This window comes from Demequina sp., assembly GCF_047975725.1.
Lineage (GTDB): Bacteria > Actinomycetota > Actinomycetes > Actinomycetales > Demequinaceae > Demequina.
On sequence record NZ_JBKEED010000017.1, the window covers coordinates 17,762 to 36,568 of the forward strand.

The 18,807-nt window shown below is 66.7% G+C and carries 13 protein-coding genes; 2 read left to right on the top strand and 11 right to left on the bottom strand.

The genetic code is table 11. The features are described from left to right. Positions 1 to 6: 6 nt before the first annotated feature. The 8 genes from mltG to hisS form a co-directional block, all read right to left on the bottom strand. On the bottom strand, positions 7 to 1,152 hold the full coding sequence (gene mltG / locus ACK5NO_RS05470; RefSeq protein WP_416811661.1) for an endolytic transglycosylase MltG: 1,146 nt from the start codon (positions 1,150 to 1,152) through the stop codon (positions 7 to 9). Next, a complete protein-coding gene (gene ruvX, locus ACK5NO_RS05475) occupies positions 1,145 to 1,612 on the bottom strand; it encodes a Holliday junction resolvase RuvX (RefSeq protein ID WP_416811662.1) in 468 nt (155 codons plus the stop codon). The genes mltG and ruvX overlap by 8 nt, the downstream gene beginning before the upstream one ends. 7 nt (positions 1,613 to 1,619) lie before the next feature. Further along, positions 1,620 to 4,304, bottom strand: coding sequence for an alanine--tRNA ligase (gene alaS, locus ACK5NO_RS05480; RefSeq protein WP_416811663.1), 2,685 nt, complete (start codon positions 4,302 to 4,304; stop codon positions 1,620 to 1,622). Between the two features lie 195 nt (positions 4,305 to 4,499). After that, positions 4,500 to 5,126 (bottom strand): 30S ribosomal protein S4, encoded by a 627-nt coding sequence (rpsD, locus tag ACK5NO_RS05485; RefSeq protein WP_416811664.1) that lies wholly within the window; start codon positions 5,124 to 5,126, stop codon positions 4,500 to 4,502. A gap of 137 nt (positions 5,127 to 5,263) precedes the next feature. After that, positions 5,264 to 6,598 (bottom strand): replication-associated recombination protein A, encoded by a 1,335-nt coding sequence (locus ACK5NO_RS05490; RefSeq protein ID WP_416811665.1) that lies wholly within the window; start codon positions 6,596 to 6,598, stop codon positions 5,264 to 5,266. Positions 6,599 to 6,630: 32 nt separating this feature from the next. Then, positions 6,631 to 7,683, bottom strand: coding sequence for a hypothetical protein (locus ACK5NO_RS05495; protein ID WP_416811666.1), 1,053 nt, complete (start codon positions 7,681 to 7,683; stop codon positions 6,631 to 6,633). Between the two features lie 234 nt (positions 7,684 to 7,917). After that, a complete protein-coding gene (gene aspS, locus ACK5NO_RS05500) occupies positions 7,918 to 9,687 on the bottom strand; it encodes an aspartate--tRNA ligase (RefSeq protein ID WP_416811667.1) in 1,770 nt (589 codons plus the stop codon). Between the two features lie 106 nt (positions 9,688 to 9,793). Next, on the bottom strand, positions 9,794 to 11,134 hold the full coding sequence (gene hisS, locus ACK5NO_RS05505) for a histidine--tRNA ligase (RefSeq protein WP_416811668.1): 1,341 nt from the start codon (positions 11,132 to 11,134) through the stop codon (positions 9,794 to 9,796). 158 nt (positions 11,135 to 11,292) lie between these two features. Between hisS and ACK5NO_RS05510 the strand changes: the two genes are divergently transcribed. Together ACK5NO_RS05510 and ACK5NO_RS05515 are read left to right on the top strand one after the other, a co-directional pair. Beyond that, on the top strand, positions 11,293 to 12,663 hold the full coding sequence (locus tag ACK5NO_RS05510) for a DUF349 domain-containing protein (protein WP_416811669.1): 1,371 nt from the start codon (positions 11,293 to 11,295) through the stop codon (positions 12,661 to 12,663). A 253-nt stretch (positions 12,664 to 12,916) separates the two neighbouring features. After that, positions 12,917 to 13,507, top strand: a complete 591-nt coding sequence (locus ACK5NO_RS05515; RefSeq protein WP_416811670.1) for a hypothetical protein — start codon at positions 12,917 to 12,919, stop codon at positions 13,505 to 13,507. On the opposite strand, the gene ACK5NO_RS05520 is transcribed toward ACK5NO_RS05515, so the two are convergent. Genes ACK5NO_RS05520 through secD form a run of 3 tightly spaced genes read right to left on the bottom strand, consistent with a single transcriptional unit; the run spans position 13,468 to position 18,752 of the window. Next, entirely contained in the window at positions 13,468 to 15,705 is a 2,238-nt protein-coding gene (locus ACK5NO_RS05520; RefSeq protein ID WP_416811671.1) for a RelA/SpoT family protein, read from the bottom strand. The genes ACK5NO_RS05515 and ACK5NO_RS05520 overlap by 40 nt on opposite strands. Positions 15,706 to 15,747: 42 nt before the next feature. Further along, positions 15,748 to 16,833, bottom strand: coding sequence for a protein translocase subunit SecF (gene secF / locus ACK5NO_RS05525; RefSeq protein WP_416811672.1), 1,086 nt, complete (start codon positions 16,831 to 16,833; stop codon positions 15,748 to 15,750). Continuing rightward, complete coding sequence (secD, locus tag ACK5NO_RS05530; RefSeq protein ID WP_416811673.1) at positions 16,833 to 18,752, bottom strand: protein translocase subunit SecD; 1,920 nt, start codon at positions 18,750 to 18,752, stop codon at positions 16,833 to 16,835. Before secD ends, secF begins: the two co-directional genes overlap by 1 nt. Between the last annotated feature and the right edge of the window lie 55 nt (positions 18,753 to 18,807).

Consider the following 18,807-nt stretch of genomic DNA (forward strand, 5'->3'; position numbering starts at 1 on the left):
CGGCCCCTAGTCCGTCGCCTCGTCCTCGGCCTCCTTGGCCTTGTCCTGTGCCCACTTTTGGCCGATCGCGACGTTCTTCTGGTGCTCGTCGAAAGTCTCCGCATACAGCGTCTCGCCGGTGTCGGTATTGACGGTGACGAAGTACAAGTAGTCGTGATCAGTGGGGTTCATCGCGGCATTGATCGCAGCCTCGCCAGGGGAAGCAATCGGCCCCGGAGGCAAGCCCTCGTACATGTAGGTGTTGTAGGGGTCATCGATGGCACGCTCATCCGCGGTCGTGTAGACGCCCGCCGAACGCGTGAGGTACTTCACCGTCGAGTCCATTTGGAGCTTCATATCGATGTCCAAGCGGTTGTAGATGACGCCCGCGACCATGGGGCGATCCTCCTCAAGCCTGGTCTCGCGCTCGATGATGGACGCGACCGTCAGCACCTCTTCCCAACGGTCCTCGGGCACGTCGTTACGGTTGAGCACGGTGATGGTCTGCTCGAGCATCTTGGCGAGCACGTCCGCAGGCTGGACGTTGGGATCAAACGTGTAGGTCGAGGGGAACAGCCAACCCTCGAGGTTGCCGTCCGCTTGCTCGGGCAAGCCCAGCGCCTCAGTGTTCTCCGCTGCGGCCTCGACCTCTTCGAGCGTGGAACTGGTGAGGTTCGCGATCGCTTGCAGAATTTGGTCAAGATTCTTGCCCTCGGGGATGTTGAGGGAGAGCTCGTTACGGTTGTCCGGGTCCAGCAACGCCAAGACGGCGTACTCCGCCTTCATCTCGCGCTGCAAAATGTAGTAGCCAGGCGTAATACTCGCGGAGTCACTGTTGGCCTTAGCCGCGTTGATGAAGGCCTGCTCCGAGGCCACCACGCCTTCTTCGTAGAGGGTATGCGCGATGTCCGCACCCGTGTCCCCCTGCTCGACGATCACCTGGGTGGCCCCCTGGCCCGTGCCGTCAAAGTCTGCGATCTCCGTGGACTCAGACTCAAAGGACTTCACGAAGTTCCACGCGATGGAACCCCCGATGGCAAGGACGACGAGGCCCACGGCGGACAGGACCAGGGTCCACGCGCGACGCTTCTGGCGTCGCTTGTGACGCTGAAGTCGGCGCATGTCGAGCGACGTCGTCGTCGTCTCAACCTCGGTCTCGAATATCTCAGTCATCATTCCCCTTGGGACGCGGCACGAAGGTCACCCTACTCACATTTCCTGCCCGTTCAATCTCCAACGCGCTCTCCAGGATGACCACGGCGGCTGCCTGGTCGATCACTGAACGCTGCTTGCGCGTACTCCGCCCTGCCTGACGCATGGCCTGCTGCGCCGAGGCGGTGGAGAATCGCTCGTCCACCAAACGAACTGTCGCCTGGCAACGTTCCGCGAGAGCGGTGGCGAACCGATGCGCCATCTGTGCGCTCGCACCCTCGCTACCGTTCAGGCTACGCGGCAAACCCACATAGATGGTCGTGGCCGCACGCTCCTGAGCGATCGCGGCGACGGCGGCCACGTCGCCATCACCCGTGGCAACCGTCTCCACGGGGAAGGCCATGAGCCCGTCAGGGTCCGAGGCGGCTACGCCGATGCGGACGGATCCGACATCGACGCCTAGCCGTACTCCCCGCTCCATGCAGTCCTTACCCTCGCGAGGCGATGACGTCGCGAACGGCCACCAGCGCATCGGCGATCTTGGAAGCGTCCTGGCCGCCACCTTGGGCGAGGTCAGGCTTGCCGCCGCCTCCGCCACCGAGCACTACCGATGCGACCTTGACGAGCTGACCGGCCTGAACTCCCGCGTCGCGGGCGCCCTGGTTGGTCGCGATCACGATCTGCGGACGACCATTGATGGAGGCAGCCGCAGCCACGACCACCGGCGACGCCTCGCCCAGGCGGCCGCGAACATCGAGCACCAGCGAACGCAGGTCGTCACTATCCGCGGCAGACGCCGACTCGTGGGCCACGAGACGCACACCAGCGACATCGGCCGCGGTCTCGACGAGCTCGCCGGCCACCTGCTGGATCTGCTGCTGGCGCAGCTGGCTCAGTTGCTTCTCTGTCTCGCTCAAACGGCTCAGCAGAGCGCCGATGCGGTCGCTGAGCTCCTCAGGACGCGCCTTGAGCGTCGTGGTCAGCTCGCTCACAATGGCTCGCTCGGCGGCAAGCGACTGGAAGGCGTCCGCGCCAACGAGCGCCTCGATACGGCGCGCACCCGATCCGACCGAGCCCTCGCTCGTCACGGACAGCAGGCCAATCTGACCGGAGTTGTCGACATGCGTGCCCGCGCAGAGCTCACGCGAGAACGGGCCGCCAATCTCCACTACGCGCACGCGGTCGCCATACTTCTCGCCGAACAACGCCATGGCACCCAAGCCACGCGCCTCGTCGAGGCTCATCACCGTGGTGCTGACAGGCAGCTCCTCGCGGATGGCGCGGTTCGCGATGCCCTCGATCTCCTGACGAGCGTGGTGTGAGACACCCTGACGCCAGGCGAAGTCAAGGCGCATGTAGCCAGGCTTGTTGTACGAACCCGCCTGCGTCGCGTCGTCGCCCAGCACCTCGTGCAGCGCCGAGTGGATCAGGTGCGTCGCCGAGTGAGCCTTGGAGGCCAGGCGCCGGTGGGCCACATCCACCTCCGCAGACACGGCGTCGCCCGCGGCAATCTCGCCCTCTTCCACGGTGACGGTGTGGACAATGACGTCGCTGATGGGACGCTGCACATCGATGACCGCGAGGGTCGCGTTGGCGGTGCGGATCTCACCGGAGTCCGCGTCCTGGCCACCCGACTCGGGGTAGAACGGAGTCTCGGCAAGAATGACCTCGACGGTGTCGCCAGCGGTCGCGACGGGTACCGAAACGCCGTCCTTGATGACCGCGACCACGCTGGTCGCCACGGACAGCTCGTCGTAGCCACGGAAGGCAGTGGGCGACTTCTCGCCCACCGACTGGTAGACGCCCACGTCCGCGTGGCCGCCCTTCTTTGCCTTCGCATCGGCCCGCGCGCGTTCCTTCTGCTCCGTCATGAGCGAACGGAAGCCGGCCTCGTCGACGGTCAGGCCTTGCTCGGCCGCCATCTCAAGGGTGAGGTCGATGGGAAAGCCCAAGGTGTCGTGCAACTTGAAGGCGTCGGCGCCCGACAGCGTCGAGCGGCCGGCCTGCTTGGCCTGCGCGACCGCGGTGTCGAGCACCGTGGTGCCCTGCACGAGGGTGCGGCGGAACGCATCTTCCTCGGTGGCGGCCACCGAGAGGATCTTGGCAATGCGGTCGCCCAGCTCAGGGTACGAGTCCTTCAGCGCCTCGTAGGAGGTCGCGATCAACGCTTCGATCGATGGGGTCTCGACGCCCAGCAGGCGCATCGACCGGACGGTGCGGCGGACCAGGCGGCGCAGCACGTAGCCGCGGCCCTCGTTGCCCGGCACCACGCCGTCGTACATCAGCATCATCGAACTGCGCACGTGGTCGGCGATGACGCGCATGCGCACGTCATCCTCGGCATTGTCCTTGTAGCGCTTGCCCGACAGCTCCTGAGCCTTCTCGATGACCGGGAAGACCTCGTCCGTCTCGTACATGTTCGCCACGCCCTGCTTGAGGAACGCGATGCGCTCCAAGCCAGCACCCGTGTCGATGGCCTTCTGATCGAGCTCGCGGATCAGCGGGTAGTCCTTGCCGTCCCCAGGGCCGCGCAGGTACTGGTCAAAGACCAGGTTCCAGATCTCGAGGTAGCGGTCGCCGATCTCGTCGGTCCACCCCGCCGCGCCCGTCTCAGGGTCGTACTCGGGACCAAACTCCGGTCCGCGGTCGACGTGCCACTCGGCGCACGGACCTGCGGGGCCCGGCTGGCCGGTGTCCCAGAAGATGTCTTCACGAGGAAGCTTGACAATGCGCTCCGCGGGCAGGCCGACGGCGAGCAGCGCTGCTTCCGCCTCCTCGTCCTGCTCCCAAATGGTCACCCACAGCGTGTCCGGGTCAAAGCCATAGCGGCCGTCCTCCTCGGAGCCCGTGAGCAGCTCCCAGGCGAACTGGATCGCGCCTTCCTTGAAGTAGTCGCCAAAAGAGAAGTTGCCCAGCATCTGGAAGAAGGTGCCGTGGCGGGTGGTCTTGCCCACCTCCTCGATGTCCTTGGTGCGGATGCACTTCTGGACAGAGGCGATACGGGGGTGCTGCGACGTCTCCGTACCGATGATGTAGGGAATGAACGGCACCATGCCGGCCACCGTAAACAGCAGCGACGGGTCTGGAGACACCAGGGGCACGCTTGCGGCGATGTGGTGATCCTTCTCAGCGAAGTAATCAATCCAGCGCTGACGAATATCCGCGGTGCGCATCCTGTCCTCCATGTCAATCCCCGGCGTGGTCTCGCCAGGGGGTTTTCTGTGGGCTCGGCGACGGGGACAACTCACGTCCCTGGCGCATCGACCCTCACGACGGCGATAGCCGTCCCTTGTATGACAACGCCGCCGGGTCCTGGCAAGTGCCAGGCGCCCGACGGCCGTTGTGCGGCTAGGAAAGCCTAATGCGGATCAGCGAGCGTAGTACTCAACGACCAGCTGCACTTCGCAGGTCACGGGGACCTCGGCGCGCTTGGGGCGACGAACCAGGGTGGTCGTCAGCTTCTCGAGCTTGACGTCCAGGTAGTCCGGAACCTCGGGCAGCACGTCGCGGTGTGCACCAGCAGCGGCGGCCATGTAGGGCTCCATGGTGACGGCCTTGGGCTTGACCTGGATGGTCTGGCCCGGCTTCACGCGGAACGAGGGACGGTCGACAATCTGGCCGTCCACGAGGATGTGGCGGTGCAGAACGGCCTGACGCGCCTGCAGGATGGTGCGGGCGAAGCCCGAACGCAGCACGAGGGCGTCCAGACGCATCTCGAGCAGCTCGATGAAGGCCTCACCGGTCATGCCGGACTCTGCGCGAGCCTCGGCGAAGGTGCGGGTCATCTGCTTCTCGCGCAGACCGTACTGGGCGCGAAGACGCTGCTTCTCGCGCAGACGGACCGCGTAGTCGCTTTCCTTGCGACGCGCGGTACGGCCGTGCTCACCGGGCGGGTAGGGGCGCTTCTCGAAGTGCTTAACGGCCTTGGGGGTCAGAGCGATCCCCAGGGCACGGGACAGGCGCACCTGGCGGCGCGCACGCTGAACAGAAGTCAAGGTGAATCCTTTTGCCTATTCGTGGCACACGACGGTGTGCCTGAATCTAGAGATGTCGCGGCGACAGCAGCCAACCGTCCGCGAGGGCTCAACAATGGTAGCAGAGCGTACGGGAGGCGTCGATGTGTGCGCCGCCACTACCCACGCGTGTCGCGGCCCAGCATCTCCCTGATCCTCGTCACCCGTTCGCCCAAGGTGCGCTCGAACCCGTACTCGGTAGGTCGGTAGTAGCGAGACCCGCGCAGCGCCTCTGGCAGATACTCCTGCGCAGCCACGCCCCCGGGCGCGTCGTGTGAGTATACGTAGTTCTCACCGTGGCCGATGCGCTCGGCACCTGCGTAGTGGGCGTCACGCAGGTGCGCGGGCACCACGCCCGCCTTGCCCGCGCGCACGTCCGCGATAGCGGCATCGATCGCACGGTAGGCGCGGTTGGATTTGGGGGCCGTGGCCAGGTAGGCCGTGGCCTGCGCCAGCGGAATGCGGCCCTCCGGCATGCCGATGAAGCTCACGGCGTCGGCGGCCGCCTGCGCGATCACCAATCCCTGGGGGTCCGCCAGGCCAATGTCCTCGCTCGCGAGGATCACCAGGCGTCTGGCGATGAACCGCGGGTCCTCCCCCGCGACCACCATGCGTGCCAAATAGTGCAGCGCAGCGTCGACGTCCGAGCCCCGCACCGATTTGATGAAGGCGCTGATGACGTCGTAGTGCTGGTCGCCGGACTTGTCGTACGCGACCAGAGCCGCGTCCATCGCGCGTTCGGTGAGTTCGGCAGTGATCTCGCCACCGTCGCGGGCCGCCTCAGCGACGGCCTCCAGGAGCGTCAGCGCCTTGCGCGCATCGGCCCCCGCGACCCGCAGCATGTGCTCCCGAGCCTGAGGCGCAAGGGTGACCCGGCCCGCGAGCCCCCGCTCGTCCGCGACCGCGCGGTCAAGGAGCGCGCCCAGGTCGCTCGTGGCGAGCGGCTGGAGCGTCAGGAGCAACGAGCGCGACAGGAGCGGCCCCACCACCGAAAAACTCGGGTTCTCGGTGGTCGCACCAATCAGCGTGACCCAGCGGTTCTCGACCGCAGGCAGCAGTGCGTCCTGCTGGGTGCGCGTAAAGCGATGGATCTCATCCACAAACAGGACGGTCTCCCGCTCCCCCGTTGCCAGGCGACGGCGCGAGTCATCGACCACCGACCGCACGTCCTTGATCCCTGCCGTGACGGCAGACAGCTCCACAAAGCGCCGGTTACCGGCCACCAGGTACGCCAGCGTGGTCTTGCCCGTGCCCGGCGGCCCCCACAGGATCACCGAGGTGGCGGCCGCCGCATCGTCCACGAGCCGCCGCAACGGGGAGCCTTCGGCGAGCAGGTGCGCCTGACCCACCACCTCGTCGAGCGTGCGGGGACGCATGCGCACCGCAAGTGGCGCGTGAGGACCTGGCTCCGGCACACCTGACGGTGTACGCGACGTCGATTCGAACAGATCCATGCACGCCACTCTAGGCGGCACCGACGAGTCTGCTAGCGCGTGGCCATCGCGTAGTCCGTGGGACGGAACCACGCGTACACGTCCGCCAATGCGCGCTTGCGGTAGAACACTCCACGCGTGGAACTGCCCGTGCCGGAGGTCGTATTGCCTTCGACGAGCCACACGTAGTTGCCGTCGACGCGGTCGACGATGCCGGTGTGGGTGGGTCCATTGCGCGGAGCCCAGTCGATCAGCACCACATCGCCCTTGCGCATCTCGCTCCCACGAGGGCTCGTGTCGAGCACCCCGGCGCGGCGCAGGTCCGCCACGTAGTCGTCGAAGTGCTTGCGCTTGGGCACACCCGCCGCGTAGTCGGCGTGTGCGAACACCCAGGAAACGAACACGCTGCACCAAGCATTGTTGCCGTTGATCCAACTGTTGTACTTGTTGTTGCGCCATGACGGTTCGCGGTACCCCACCTGTGACTTGGCGACGTCGAGGACCTTGTTTGCCGAGTAGTAGCCGTTGACCGAAATGTACTGCGACGGGGTCCAGGCCCACGTGTTGCCCACCTTGACCTCCCACCAGCCGCTCCGTGCGACGCCGGTGAAGATCGCCCTGGTGCCTGCCTTGACCGTCAACTCGACACTGCTGTTGGTGCCGGGGAAGTACCGCAGGTCCAAAGTGGACTTGGTGACCACGACGCGCACAGGATCCCAACCTGGCTTGGTCGTGGTGATGTGCTTGGCGGGGGCCCAAGCGTACATGCCGGCCACCTTGAACTCGCGCCAGCCACCCTTGACCGCGCCTGTAGCCCACACCCGCGCGTCGCGATAGGCGGTCACCTGGACCGCTGCCGACGGCGACGCACTTACGCGAAAGTCCACCCGACCGGAGGCTACCCACGCGTCGCCACGGTGGGCAGCGGGCAGTCCCGTGGACGCTGCTTGGGCCAGCGGCGCCGCCGCAGCTGTCTCCTGCCGCGCGAGCGTTGCTGTGTCAGCTGCGTGTGCGGGCGCGGGCCACACTGCGGTGATAGCCACCACCACCGCCAACGCGATTGTCAGGCGCTGCCAGCGCGCCGTGCCGAGCGTCGAGTCGATCATCCGTTCACTCCCACCATCGTTGGACTTCGAACGAACCCTGGGGTGCGTGCAAGGTCAACAGTGACAACGCACTCGTGCCCCGCGGGGTTGGTCACGCACAGTAACAAACCGGACGCGCCGTTATTCTCAGAATCGCAAAGGTTCGCTGTCGGTGGGAGCGGATCGTGACGTCAAATGCGCACGCGCCGCCAGGATTCCTGGCGGCGCGTGCGCATGGTGTGAGGTGCGGTGAGGCTACTCGGCGGGCTCGGCCTCGGGCTCCGGCTCGTAGTCCACTCCGGCCTCGGCACGCTGCTCGGGGGTGATGGGCGCGGGCGCAGCCGTCAGCGGGTCGTAGCCGCCGCCGGACTTGGGGAACGCGATCACGTCGCGGATGGAGTCGGCCTTGGCCAACAGCGCGACGATGCGGTCCCAGCCCAGCGCGATGCCGCCGTGCGGAGGTGCGCCAAACGAGAACGCCTCGAGCAGGAAGCCAAACTTCTCCTTGGCCTCCTCCTCACCGATGCCCATGACCTTGAACACGCGCTCCTGAACGTCCTGACGGTGGATACGGATCGAGCCGCCACCAATCTCGTTGCCGTTGCACACGATGTCGTACGCGTACGCAAGCGCCTCGCCAGGAACATCCTCGAAGTTGTCGAGGTACTCGGGCTTGGGGCTCGTGAACGCATGGTGCACGGCGGTCCAGGCACCGGAGCCCACGGCGACGTCGTCATCCGCGGCGTCAACGGGCTTGAACAGCGGCGCGTCGACGACCCACACGAACTCGAAGCGGTCCTCATCGATCAGACCCACGCGGCGGCCGATCTCGAGGCGCGCGGCACCCAGCAGCGCACGCGAGGCCTCGGTCTTGCCTGCAGCAAAGAACACGCAGTCACCAGGCTGGGCACCCACGGCCGCGGCCAGGCCGGCACGCTCGGCGTCGGACAGGTTCTTCGCCACGGGACCTGCGAGCTCGCCGTCCTCCTGGATCAGCACGTATGCCAGGCCCTTGGCCCCGCGCTGCTTGGCCCACTCCTGCCACGCGTCGAGCGTGCGGCGGGGCTGGTCGGCGCCGCCAGGCATGACGACCGCGCCCACGTACTCGCTCTGGAACACGCGGAACGGGGTGTCCTTGAAGTACTCGGTGAGCTCGGTGAGCTCGAGGCCAAAGCGCAGGTCGGGCTTGTCGGAGCCGAACCGTGCCATCGCATCGGCAAAAGTGATGCGCGGGATGGGCAGTGATACCTCGTGGCCAATGAGGCTCCACAGCTCGCGAACGATCTCCTCGCCCAGCGCGATCACGTCGTCCTGGTCGACAAAGCTCATCTCGATGTCGAGCTGCGTGAACTCGGGCTGGCGGTCCGCGCGGAAGTCCTCATCGCGGTAGCAGCGGGCGATCTGGTAGTACCGCTCCATGCCGGCCACCATGAGCAGCTGCTTGAACAGCTGCGGCGACTGCGGCAGCGCGTACCACGACCCGGGCGCCAGCCGCGCGGGCACCAGGAAGTCGCGCGCACCCTCGGGGGTCGAGCGCGTCAGGGTCGGCGTCTCGATCTCGAGGAAGTCGTGGCGGTCGAGCACGCGGCGCGCGGCCTGGTTGGCCTGCGAACGCAGCACGATGTTGGCCCGCGGCTTGGGACGGCGCAGGTCGATGTAGCGGTGCTTGAGGCGCGCCTCTTCGCCCACCGTGACGTGCTCGTCGACGGGCATGGGCAGCGGCGCGGACTCGTTGAGGATCGTGACGTCGCTCACGACAACCTCGATCTCACCGGACGGCAGGTTGGGGTTGGCCGACCCCTCGGGACGGTCGCGGACCTCGCCTGTGACCTGAATCACGTACTCGTTGCGCAGCGAGTGGGCGACCTCTTCGCGAATGACGACCTGGGCGAAGCCGGAAGCGTCGCGCAGATCGATGAAGGCCACTCCGCCGTGATCGCGGCGGCGCCCTACCCACCCAGCGAGGGTGACGGTGGTGCCGGCGTCGGAGGCGCGGAGGTTTCCTGCGAGATGAGTGCGAAGCACAGTCGGTGCCTTTCTGGGGCGCGCTAGACGGGCGCGCCGGATAGGAGAATGTCGCGCACAAGTCTAACCGTGCACGCGAGCGACGCCCGCGAGTGACGTCCTGGGTTTAGCCGTCGTGACGGACGATGCGCGGGTACAGATCGTCGGCAGGCGGCGCCCACGTCTCGGGCTGAGCGGGTACCTGGTCGCCCGACCGGATGTCCTTGACCTCGCCCGAGTCGGGGAACCACACGTAGGGAATGCCGCGGCGGTCGGCGTGCTGAATCTGCTTGCCGAACTTGGCAGCGCTCGGGGCCACCTCCGTGGCAATGCCCCGCGCCCGCAGCTGGTCCGCAATGGCGTTAGACGCGCCGCGCGTGTCCTCATCCGTGACCGCGACGAGCACCACGGTCGGCACGGCGCGAGAGGCACTGACGAGTCCCGCTCCGAGCATGCGGCTCACAAGCCGGCTCACGCCGATCGACATGCCCACACCCGGGAACCCTCCCCCGGCAACCAGCGAGTCGTAGCGCCCGCCGGAGCAGATCGAGCCCAGGTCCTCGTGTCCCTCGAGGAAGGTCTCGTAGACGGACCCCGTGTAGTAGTCGAGGCCACGCGCGATCCGCAGGTCCGCGACGGCGGTGCCGGGTACGGCGGCGTTGACGCCCTCGACCAATGCCACCAGTTGGGTGAGCCCGTCACGCAGCTCAGCCTGCGCATCGGCCACCTCAGCGATGGTGGTCGTCGTGGCCCACAGGTCTTCCACTGCCGCCACGAAGCTCGCGTCGGGTGCGCTGATGCGCGCGAGTTCGAGCACCGCGTCTGCGGCAGTGTCGGGAACGCCCTGCTCGACCAGTTCGGCACGCACGCCGTCCGGCCCGATCTTGTCGAGCTTGTCCACGCTGCGCAGCGCGCCAGCAATGTCGCTGATGCCCACGCCGCGGTAGAAGCCCTCGACCAGGTGGCGGTTGTTGACCCGCATGGCCACGCCGGGCAACGGCAACGCCGCGAGGGCACGCGCCATCACGACCGCGACCTCGACGTCGAGGTGCGCTGGCAGACTCTGGCGCCCCACGATGTCGATATCCGCCTGGTAGAACTCGCGGTAGCGACCCTCCTGAGGCCGCTCGCCGCGCCACACCTTCTGGATCTGGAAGCGCTTGAAGGGGAACGCGAGGTCGTTCTGGAACTCCTCGACATACCGCGCGAACGGCACGGTGAGGTCAAAGTGCAAGCCCAGGCGCGCATCGGCGTCAACCTCGGCATTGAGCCGGGTGAGCGTGTAAATCTCCTTGGCGGCCTCTGACTTGCCTGCGAGTCGCTCCACCGTCTCGACGGCACGCGTCTCGATCTCGCCGAAGCCATGGAGCCGGAACGTGTGCCTCAGGGAGTCGAGAACGGCGGACTCCACTACACGCTCGGAAGGGGTCCACTCGGGATAACCGGATAGGGGTCGCACTCGTGCCATGGCGCCCATTCTTCCAGGTGTCGCACCCCTGGTTCACGCCAACGCTCCCCGCACGCGCGCAAGCCTGAGTATTGTGGGGACCGTTGCCTATGCCGGATCCTGCAGGCGAGCCCGGTGGACGACCGGCAACGTCCACCACCGTGAAGAGGTGCCCACTGATGTCCGCCCCCACTCCCAAGCCCACGCCCATCCCTAAGCCCGGTCCCCCCGCGAAGGCCCCCAGCCCCGCCGTGATCGCCGCGCACGCCACCCACCCGGTCAAGGTTCCGGTGGCCGCCGACGTCACCGAGGAGCAGTTGGCTGAGGCCGCCGCCTTCGGCGTCGTGGAGGCCGATGCGGTGCACGTCACCGATGGAGACACTCGCCACGAGGTGGGCCCCGCGACGGGTGACGAGCCGATCGCGCCGTACGTCAAGGCTTACTTTGAGCTCAAGGCGTCAGTCGAGCGCATCCATGCTCGCCTCGAGTCCGCTGAACTGTCACCCAAGGACATTGACGATGCGCTGGAGTCGGTGACGGCGTCGCTCGCCGAGCCCAAGGTCGTGGGCGATCTGCCCGCGCTGCGCGCGCGTTTCGAGGCCGTGTCGGCCGAGGCGCGCGATGTCCGCGAGCGTATTCAGGAGCAGCGTCGCGTTGCCCGCGAAGAGGCCCTGGCCTCGCGTGAAGCGATTGTCGCGCGTGCCGAGGAGATCGCCGGTCGCGACGAGGCCTCGGTGCACTGGAAGAACGACACCGCCACCCTGCGCGCGCTCCTCGATGAGTGGAAGGAATCGCAGCGTTCCTTGGCTCGCATCCCCAAGGATGTCGAGAAGGCGCTGTGGAAGCGTTTCACGACGGCACGCTCGCAGTTCGAGAAGGCTCGCAAGCACCACTTCTCTGAACTCGACAAGTCGAACTCCAACGTGGCCGGACGCAAGGAAGACCTGGTCGCCCAGGCCGAGCGCCTTGCTGAAACCACCGACTGGGACCGTGGCGCCCGCGGCTTCCGCGACCTCATGGGCGAGTGGAAGCAGGCCGGTCGGGGACGCCGTAGCGTCGACGACGCCCTGTGGAAGCGGTTCCAGGCGGCCCAGGATGCCTTCTTCGAGGCGCGTCGCTCCGCATCGGAGGCCGAGGACGAGGCTCTCGCCGAGAACGTGGCACCCAAGGAGGCCGCCGTTGTCGACGCCGAGGCTCTTCTGCCTATCTCTGACCTCAATGCCGCCAAGCAGTCGCTGCGCGCCATCCAGGATCGCTACGAGGCAGCAGGCCGCGTCCCCCGTGCCGACATGGCGCGACTCAACAAGCGCATGAGCGCCGTCGAGCAGGCCGTGCGGGACGCCGAGGATGCCGTGTGGAACTCGCGCAACCCCGAGCTCGAGGCCCGCGCCTCGGGTGCGGCGGCGCAGTTGCTGAGCGCGATCGCCGACCTTGAGGCCGACCTCGAGGCCGCCACCGCATCGGGCGATGCGCGCAAGGTCAAGAAGGCGCAGGAGGCACTCGACGCCCGTCGGGCGTGGCTCAAGCAGATCCAGGGCGTCGTCAAGTAGCCCCGGCTTCTGGCTCTCTCTGTCCCCACCCGCGTCTCTCAACCCACTCTTCTCAACCCACCCCGTCCCGCCCCGCCCCGCCCCGCCCCGCCCGCTTCCCAAGAAAATGGATCCATTTGCGCGGCGACTTCCCCCGTCTTTGCGTCAAATGGATCCATTTGACGCAAAGGCGGGGGAAGAGCCCGGTGCCGCTTATCCACAGCCGCACCGGGCTCTCGTGCATCCGGGCCACGACGATGCCAGGCTGTCACCCATGTGGATGGTCACGCCGCGGTCGGTCGGTCGCGTCGCCTATGCCCGGATGGCGCGCGACGGCGTGATCCGGCCCCTGTTGCCAGGCCAGGCGCTGCCCGGCGACATCGAGGATGTGCCCGCCGTGCGCCGCGCCGCGCTGGCGCGCGTGTTGCCAGCAGGCACGCAGGCGACGGGCCTCGCGGCCGCCTGGGCGCACGGTGTGGGTGACCGGCCCGAGTCACTCGAGCTGCGCTGTCACGCACGACGCCGCCCGCGACAGGCCAACCCACCACTCATGACCACCTGTCACGCGGTCGGAGTGATTCCCGCAGATGACGGCACGGACCTCCCCGTCGCGCCGCTGCCGGTCGCGCTCGTGGACGCCCTGCGGTGGGGACCGCTATCGGACGCGGTGCCCACCGTCGCGGCGGCCCTTGACCGCGGCCTGGTGACCTGGGCCGACCTCGAACCCTGGCGGCGTAAGGCGGTCTCGTCGCGCTCCCCCAGCAACATTCACGATGCGTGGACGGTACTAGTCACCTATCGAGCGATACAGCGAGATACCAGCACTCAGGGCTTGCGCGCGCCCGTCACGCGGCGTGCGTCATAGACACCGTCAATGCGCCTCACGGCGGCCATCACCGCACCCAGATGCGAGGGGTCGGCCATCTCGAACGTGAACGTGTTGAGCGCGACCCGATCCTGGCTGGTGGACACATTGGCCCCGAGGATGTTGACGTGATAGTCCGACAGTGCCTTGACGACGTCGCTGAGCAGGCGATTTCGGTCCAGGGCCTCAACCTCGATCTGCACGAGGAAGGCCGCATTCGAGCTGCCAGTCCACTGCACGTCGATATACCGCTCCTGCTGCTCGCCTAGCGCGGCCAGGTTCTGGCAGTCGGCCCTGTGCACGCTGACGCCGTTGCCACGTGTGACGAAGCCCCGGATCGCGTCGCCGGGTACCGGGGTGCAACACTTGGCGAGCTTGACCACCACGTCGGACAGTCCGTGCACCGAGATTCCCGGGTCGCCCCTGCGGGCACGATGCGCGGTGGTGCCGGGCCGGGTGATCTCGGTGACGTCCTCGTCGGCGCCCTCGGTGCCGCCCACGGCCTCGACCATTTTGGCCACCACATCGGCTGGCTGCTCCTTGTGCTCGCCGATCGCGGCGTACAGGGAGTCGACATCCTCGTAGTGCATCTCCTTGGCCAGCGCGAGCAGCGTGGACTTGGACATGAGCCGCTGCATGGGCAGGTGCTGGCGGCGGATCGCACGCGCGAGCATGTCCCGACCGGTCTCAATCGACTCCTCGCGACGCTCGCGCGTGAACCACTGCCGGATCTTGTTGCGGGCGCGCGTGGACTGCACAAAGTCGAGCCAGTCACGCTTGGGATGTGCGTTCTCGTCGGAGGTCGTGAGCACCTCGACGGTATCGCCGTTGTCGAGCGTCGAATCCAGCGGCACCAACCGACCGTTGACCTTGGCTCCGATGGTCTTGTGGCCCACCTCGGTGTGAACTGCGTAGGCAAAGTCCACGGGCGTCGCGCCCTGCGGGAGCGCCAGCAGGCGGCCCCGCGGGGTGAAAACGTAGACCTCCGCCCGAGAGATCTCGCCGCGCAGAGCGTCGAGGAACTCGGTGGGGTCAGCAGTCTCCTGCTGCCAGTCGGCGATCTGGCGCAACCAGCCCATCTCGCCCTGACCGTTCGCCGAACCAGCGCGGTCCTTGTATCGCCAGTGAGCGGCAAGGCCGTACTCGGCGCGTCGGTGCATGTCGTGCGTGCGGATCTGTAGCTCTACCGGCTTGCCGCGGGGACCGATCACCGTCGTGTGCAGCGACTGGTACAGGTTGAACTTGGGCATCGCGATGTAGTCCTTGAACCGGCCAGGGACCGGCTGGAAGTTCGCGTGCATGGCACCCAAGACCGCATAACAGTCCCTCACGGAGTCCACGAGGATGCGGATGCCGACCAGGTCGTAGATGTCGTTGAGGTCGCGGCCTCGCACGATCATCTTCTGATACACCGAGTAGTAGTGCTTGGGGCGCCCCGTGATGACGCCCCTAATCTTGATGTTCTTGAGCTCGCGGTCGATCTCCGCCGTGATCTCGGACAGCATGCGCTCGCGCTCGGGCGCGCGTTCCGCCACCACATCGACAATCTCTTGATAGATCTTGGGATAGAGCGTCTTGAAGGACAGGTCCTCAAGTTCCCATTTGATGGCGTTGAGGCCCATCCGGTGTGCGAGCGGCGCATAGATCTCGAGGGTCTCTTGCGCCTTGCGTCGTGCGCTCTCAGGCGAGACGTACTTCCAGGTGCGCGCGTTGTGCAGGCGGTCAGCAAGTTTGAGGACCAGCACGCGGATGTCCTTGGCCATCGCCACGACCATCTTGCGCACGGTCTCGGCCTGCGCCGCATCCCCAAAACTGACCTTGTCGAGTTTGGTGACGCCGTCGACGAACGAGGCGACCTCGTCGCCAAACTCCTCGCGCATCTGAGCGAGCGGGTACTCGGTGTCCTCGACCACATCGTGCAGCAGTGCCGCCGCAATCACCGTGTCCGGCAACCCCATATCCGCGATGATCTGCGCCACCGCGATGGGGTGGATGATGTACGGCTCGCCGCTCTTACGAACCTGACCCTTGTGGGCGCGGTCCGCGACCTTGTACGCCTGCTCGATGAGCCCCGTCTTCGCGCGCGGATACATGCGCCGGTACGTGTCGAGCAGACCGTCAATAGCCGTGGGCTCCCGGGTGGGCCGCCGCAAGAAGGCAAGCGGGCCCGACGGCGCTGGCGATCGTGTCTCAGTCACGCGAGTCCTCCGTCCCTAGGGTGAGGACCATTCTACTGGGGGTTATCGACGTCCCTTGCGCTTGGGCTGCGAGCCGACGCCCTGGTGGTGGCCGGGCTGCAGAGCGCCAACGCGCACCGAGCCATCCTCGTTCACCACCACGTCAGCGCCGCCGGACTCACGCAGGGCGAGCACCTTGGCGGTGTGCTCCGCAATCGCCTTCTCGGAACTGCGGAGCGTCACCTCGAGCGGCGTGGCAACGAACACCGACGAGAACGTGCCCACTGCCATTCCGACGAACAGCGCCAGCGAGATGTCCATGAGTGTTCCCGCGCCCAACACGAGCGCCCCAATGAACAGGATGGAGGCGACGGGCAGCAGCGCCACGACCGACGTATTGATCGAACGCACGAGCGTCTGGTTGATACCCAGGTTCGCTAGTTCCGCGTAGGTGTAACGCGTCTGCGAGAACAGGTTGGCGGTGTTCTCCTTGACCTTGTCGAACACCACCACGGTGTCGTAGAGCGAGTAGCCCAGGATGGTCAGGAAGCCAATCACCGTAGCGGGAGTGACCTCGAAGCCCGACAACGCATAGATGCCGACGGTGAACACCAGGTCGTGCAGCAGCGCGATGATCGCGGCCGCCGCCATGCGCCATGCACGGAAGTACAGCGCGATCACGCCGAACACGAGCAGCAGGAACACGATCAAACCCTGGACTGCCTGCTGGCCCACCGCGGCACCCCACGTGGGGCCAATCTGGTCGTAGCTGATCTGGTCCTCGGGGACGTCGTAGGACTCCGACAGCGCGGCGACCATCTCGCGCTGCTCGTCCTGCTCCATGACCCCCAGCTGGACGCGCACGTCGTTGTCACCGAGCACGGTGACGCGCGGGATCTGGTCGGGCACGACCTCGGCGGCGGCCTGCTCTGCCGGAGCTGCGGAGGTGTCGGCAACGTCGGGGATGACGAACTGCGTACCACCGGTGAAGTCAATACCGGGGTTCAGCCCCTTGAACACCAGCAGCAACACCGAGATGAGCATGAGTGCGCCGGAGACGGCGAACCAGCGCTTGCGCTGCGCGACGATCGGGTATGTCTTCTCCCCCGAGTGAAGGCGGTTGCCCCACGTGGCAAGGTTGCGGGCCATCAGGCGTCACCCTTCGTGTCGTTGGCCTGGCCAGAGACCGCATCGGTCTCCTCCTGGGCGGGGGCGTCGGCAACGGGTTCGGCCTTGCGCGCGGCGGCCTTGCGCTCCGCAAGGGTCAATCCGCCAGCGGCAGCGGCGCCCTTGGAAGTGGTGCGGCCGCGGCCCTTGTAGATGACCTCGCGGCCGAGGGTACGCGGGTCAAGGCCGGACCACTTGTGGCCCTCGCCAAAGAACTTGGTACGCGCGAGCAGCACCATCACCGGGTGCGTGAACAACATCACGACGGCCACGTCGATGACCGTGGTCAGGCCCAGGGTGAAGGCGAATCCACGCACACCACCCACGGCCAGGATGTACAGCGTCATGGCCGCGAGGAAGGACACTGCGTCGGACACCAGAATGGTGCGGCGTGCTCGTGACCAGGCGTGGTCGACGGCGGACCTGAGGGATCTGCCCTCACGCAACTCATCGCGAATACGTTCGAAGTACACGATGAACGAGTCGGCTGTAATACCGATCGCAACAATCAGACCAGCGACACCCGCAAGCGACAGGCGGTAGCCCAGCCCCCACGACAGCACGGTGATCACTCCGTAGGTGAGGCCACCGGCGATCAGCAGCGAGGCGATGGTGACGAAGCCAAGCGCGCGGTACTGCACGAGCGAGTACAGGGCCACGAGCACCAGTCCGAACAGACCGGCAAGCAGGCCCTTCTCGAGCTGCTCGGCGCCCAGCGTCGCGGAGATCTGCTGGTTGGACTGCACCTCAAGGCTCATCGGCAGCGCGCCGAACTTCAACTGGTTTGCCAGCTGCTCGGCCTGCTCCTGAGTGAAGTTTCCGGTGATGGATGCCTCGCCATTGCCGATGCGCACATTCACGGTCGGGTGCGTGATGACAACACCATCAAGCACGACTGCAAACTGGTTGCGGGGAGCCTCGAGGTCCACCAGGCGGGTGGTGGTCTCAGCGAACTTGTCGCCGCCCTCGTCGGTGAACTGCAGGCGAACCTCGTAGTAGCCCGTGAGGGTTCCGGCGGAGTTCTGCTCGGGACCGCTCGTGGCGGTCTGCAGGTCGTCACCGTTGATCTCGACGGGGCCCATCGCGAGCTTGGCGATGTCGCTCGACGAACACGCGACGTACCCCGTGTTCGGGTCGCCCATGGAACGGCCGGCGTAGTTCTCACCGGAGGTGCAATCGAGCTCGTTGTACTCCGTCATGAGGTCGTCCGTGAGCCACTCGAACGACGAAGGATCGGTGGGCGTGGCGTCCGTGGTTCCGGCCGTGGTGGTCGGCTCGGGAGTGGGCGTCGCGTCCGTCGTGGGGGTGATCTCGGCACCCGTGACGACGGCCTGCTGCTCGCCCTCGTCGGTAGCGTCGGCGGCGTCGGTGCCGGTGATGACGTTGGCCATTTCCGATGCACTGGGCGTGGGCGTGGGCTCTGCCGAGGTCGAGGTCGAGGTCGAGGCCTCGGGAGTCGGCGTGGTGCTCGGCTCCGGCGTCGTGGTGGTCTCAGACGTCGTGGGGCTCGGGCTGCCGACGAGCAGCACCGGGCGGAACTGCAGTTGGGCTGCCTGCGCCACGAGGTCGACGGTCGCGTCCGAGGGAGTACCCGGCAGCGACACCACGATGTTGTTGCCCTGCGTGGTGATCTCGGCCTCAGCCACACCGGAGCCGTCAACACGGCGACGGATGACCTCAACGGCCTGGTCCAGGTCGGACTGGTCGATCTCCTGCGTCGCGCCCTCGTCAAGGACGGGCTCAAGGATGATCTGGCGTCCTCCCGCGAGGTCGAGCGCTAGGCCCGGAGTCCACGTGGTGTTGCCGGTGACGACACCGACGGCGAGGAGCGCGTAGATCGCGACGAGGATGGCGGCGAGCCAGTACAGCGACTTGCGCGCGCCCTTGGTGACTTTCGACACTGGAATCCCTTAAGAAGATGGCGATGCCCATGAATGGGCCCACGCGATTCTAGGG

What these genes read in the sequence shown, in the direction of transcription:
- alaS (WP_416811663.1), bottom strand. Translation starts at nt 4,304, where the DNA reads ATGCGCACCGCGGATATTCGTCAGCGCTGGATTGATTACTTCGCTGAG.
- ACK5NO_RS05515 (WP_416811670.1), top strand. Translation starts at nt 12,917, where the DNA reads ATGTGGATGGTCACGCCGCGGTCGGTCGGTCGCGTCGCCTATGCCCGG.
- ACK5NO_RS05510 (WP_416811669.1), top strand. Translation starts at nt 11,293, where the DNA reads ATGTCCGCCCCCACTCCCAAGCCCACGCCCATCCCTAAGCCCGGTCCC.
- ruvX (WP_416811662.1), bottom strand. Translation starts at nt 1,612, where the DNA reads ATGGAGCGGGGAGTACGGCTAGGCGTCGATGTCGGATCCGTCCGCATC.
- ACK5NO_RS05490 (WP_416811665.1), bottom strand. Translation starts at nt 6,598, where the DNA reads ATGGATCTGTTCGAATCGACGTCGCGTACACCGTCAGGTGTGCCGGAG.
- hisS (WP_416811668.1), bottom strand. Translation starts at nt 11,134, where the DNA reads ATGGCACGAGTGCGACCCCTATCCGGTTATCCCGAGTGGACCCCTTCC.
- mltG (WP_416811661.1), bottom strand. Translation starts at nt 1,152, where the DNA reads ATGACTGAGATATTCGAGACCGAGGTTGAGACGACGACGACGTCGCTC.
- ACK5NO_RS05495 (WP_416811666.1), bottom strand. Translation starts at nt 7,683, where the DNA reads ATGATCGACTCGACGCTCGGCACGGCGCGCTGGCAGCGCCTGACAATC.
- secF (WP_416811672.1), bottom strand. Translation starts at nt 16,833, where the DNA reads ATGGCCCGCAACCTTGCCACGTGGGGCAACCGCCTTCACTCGGGGGAG.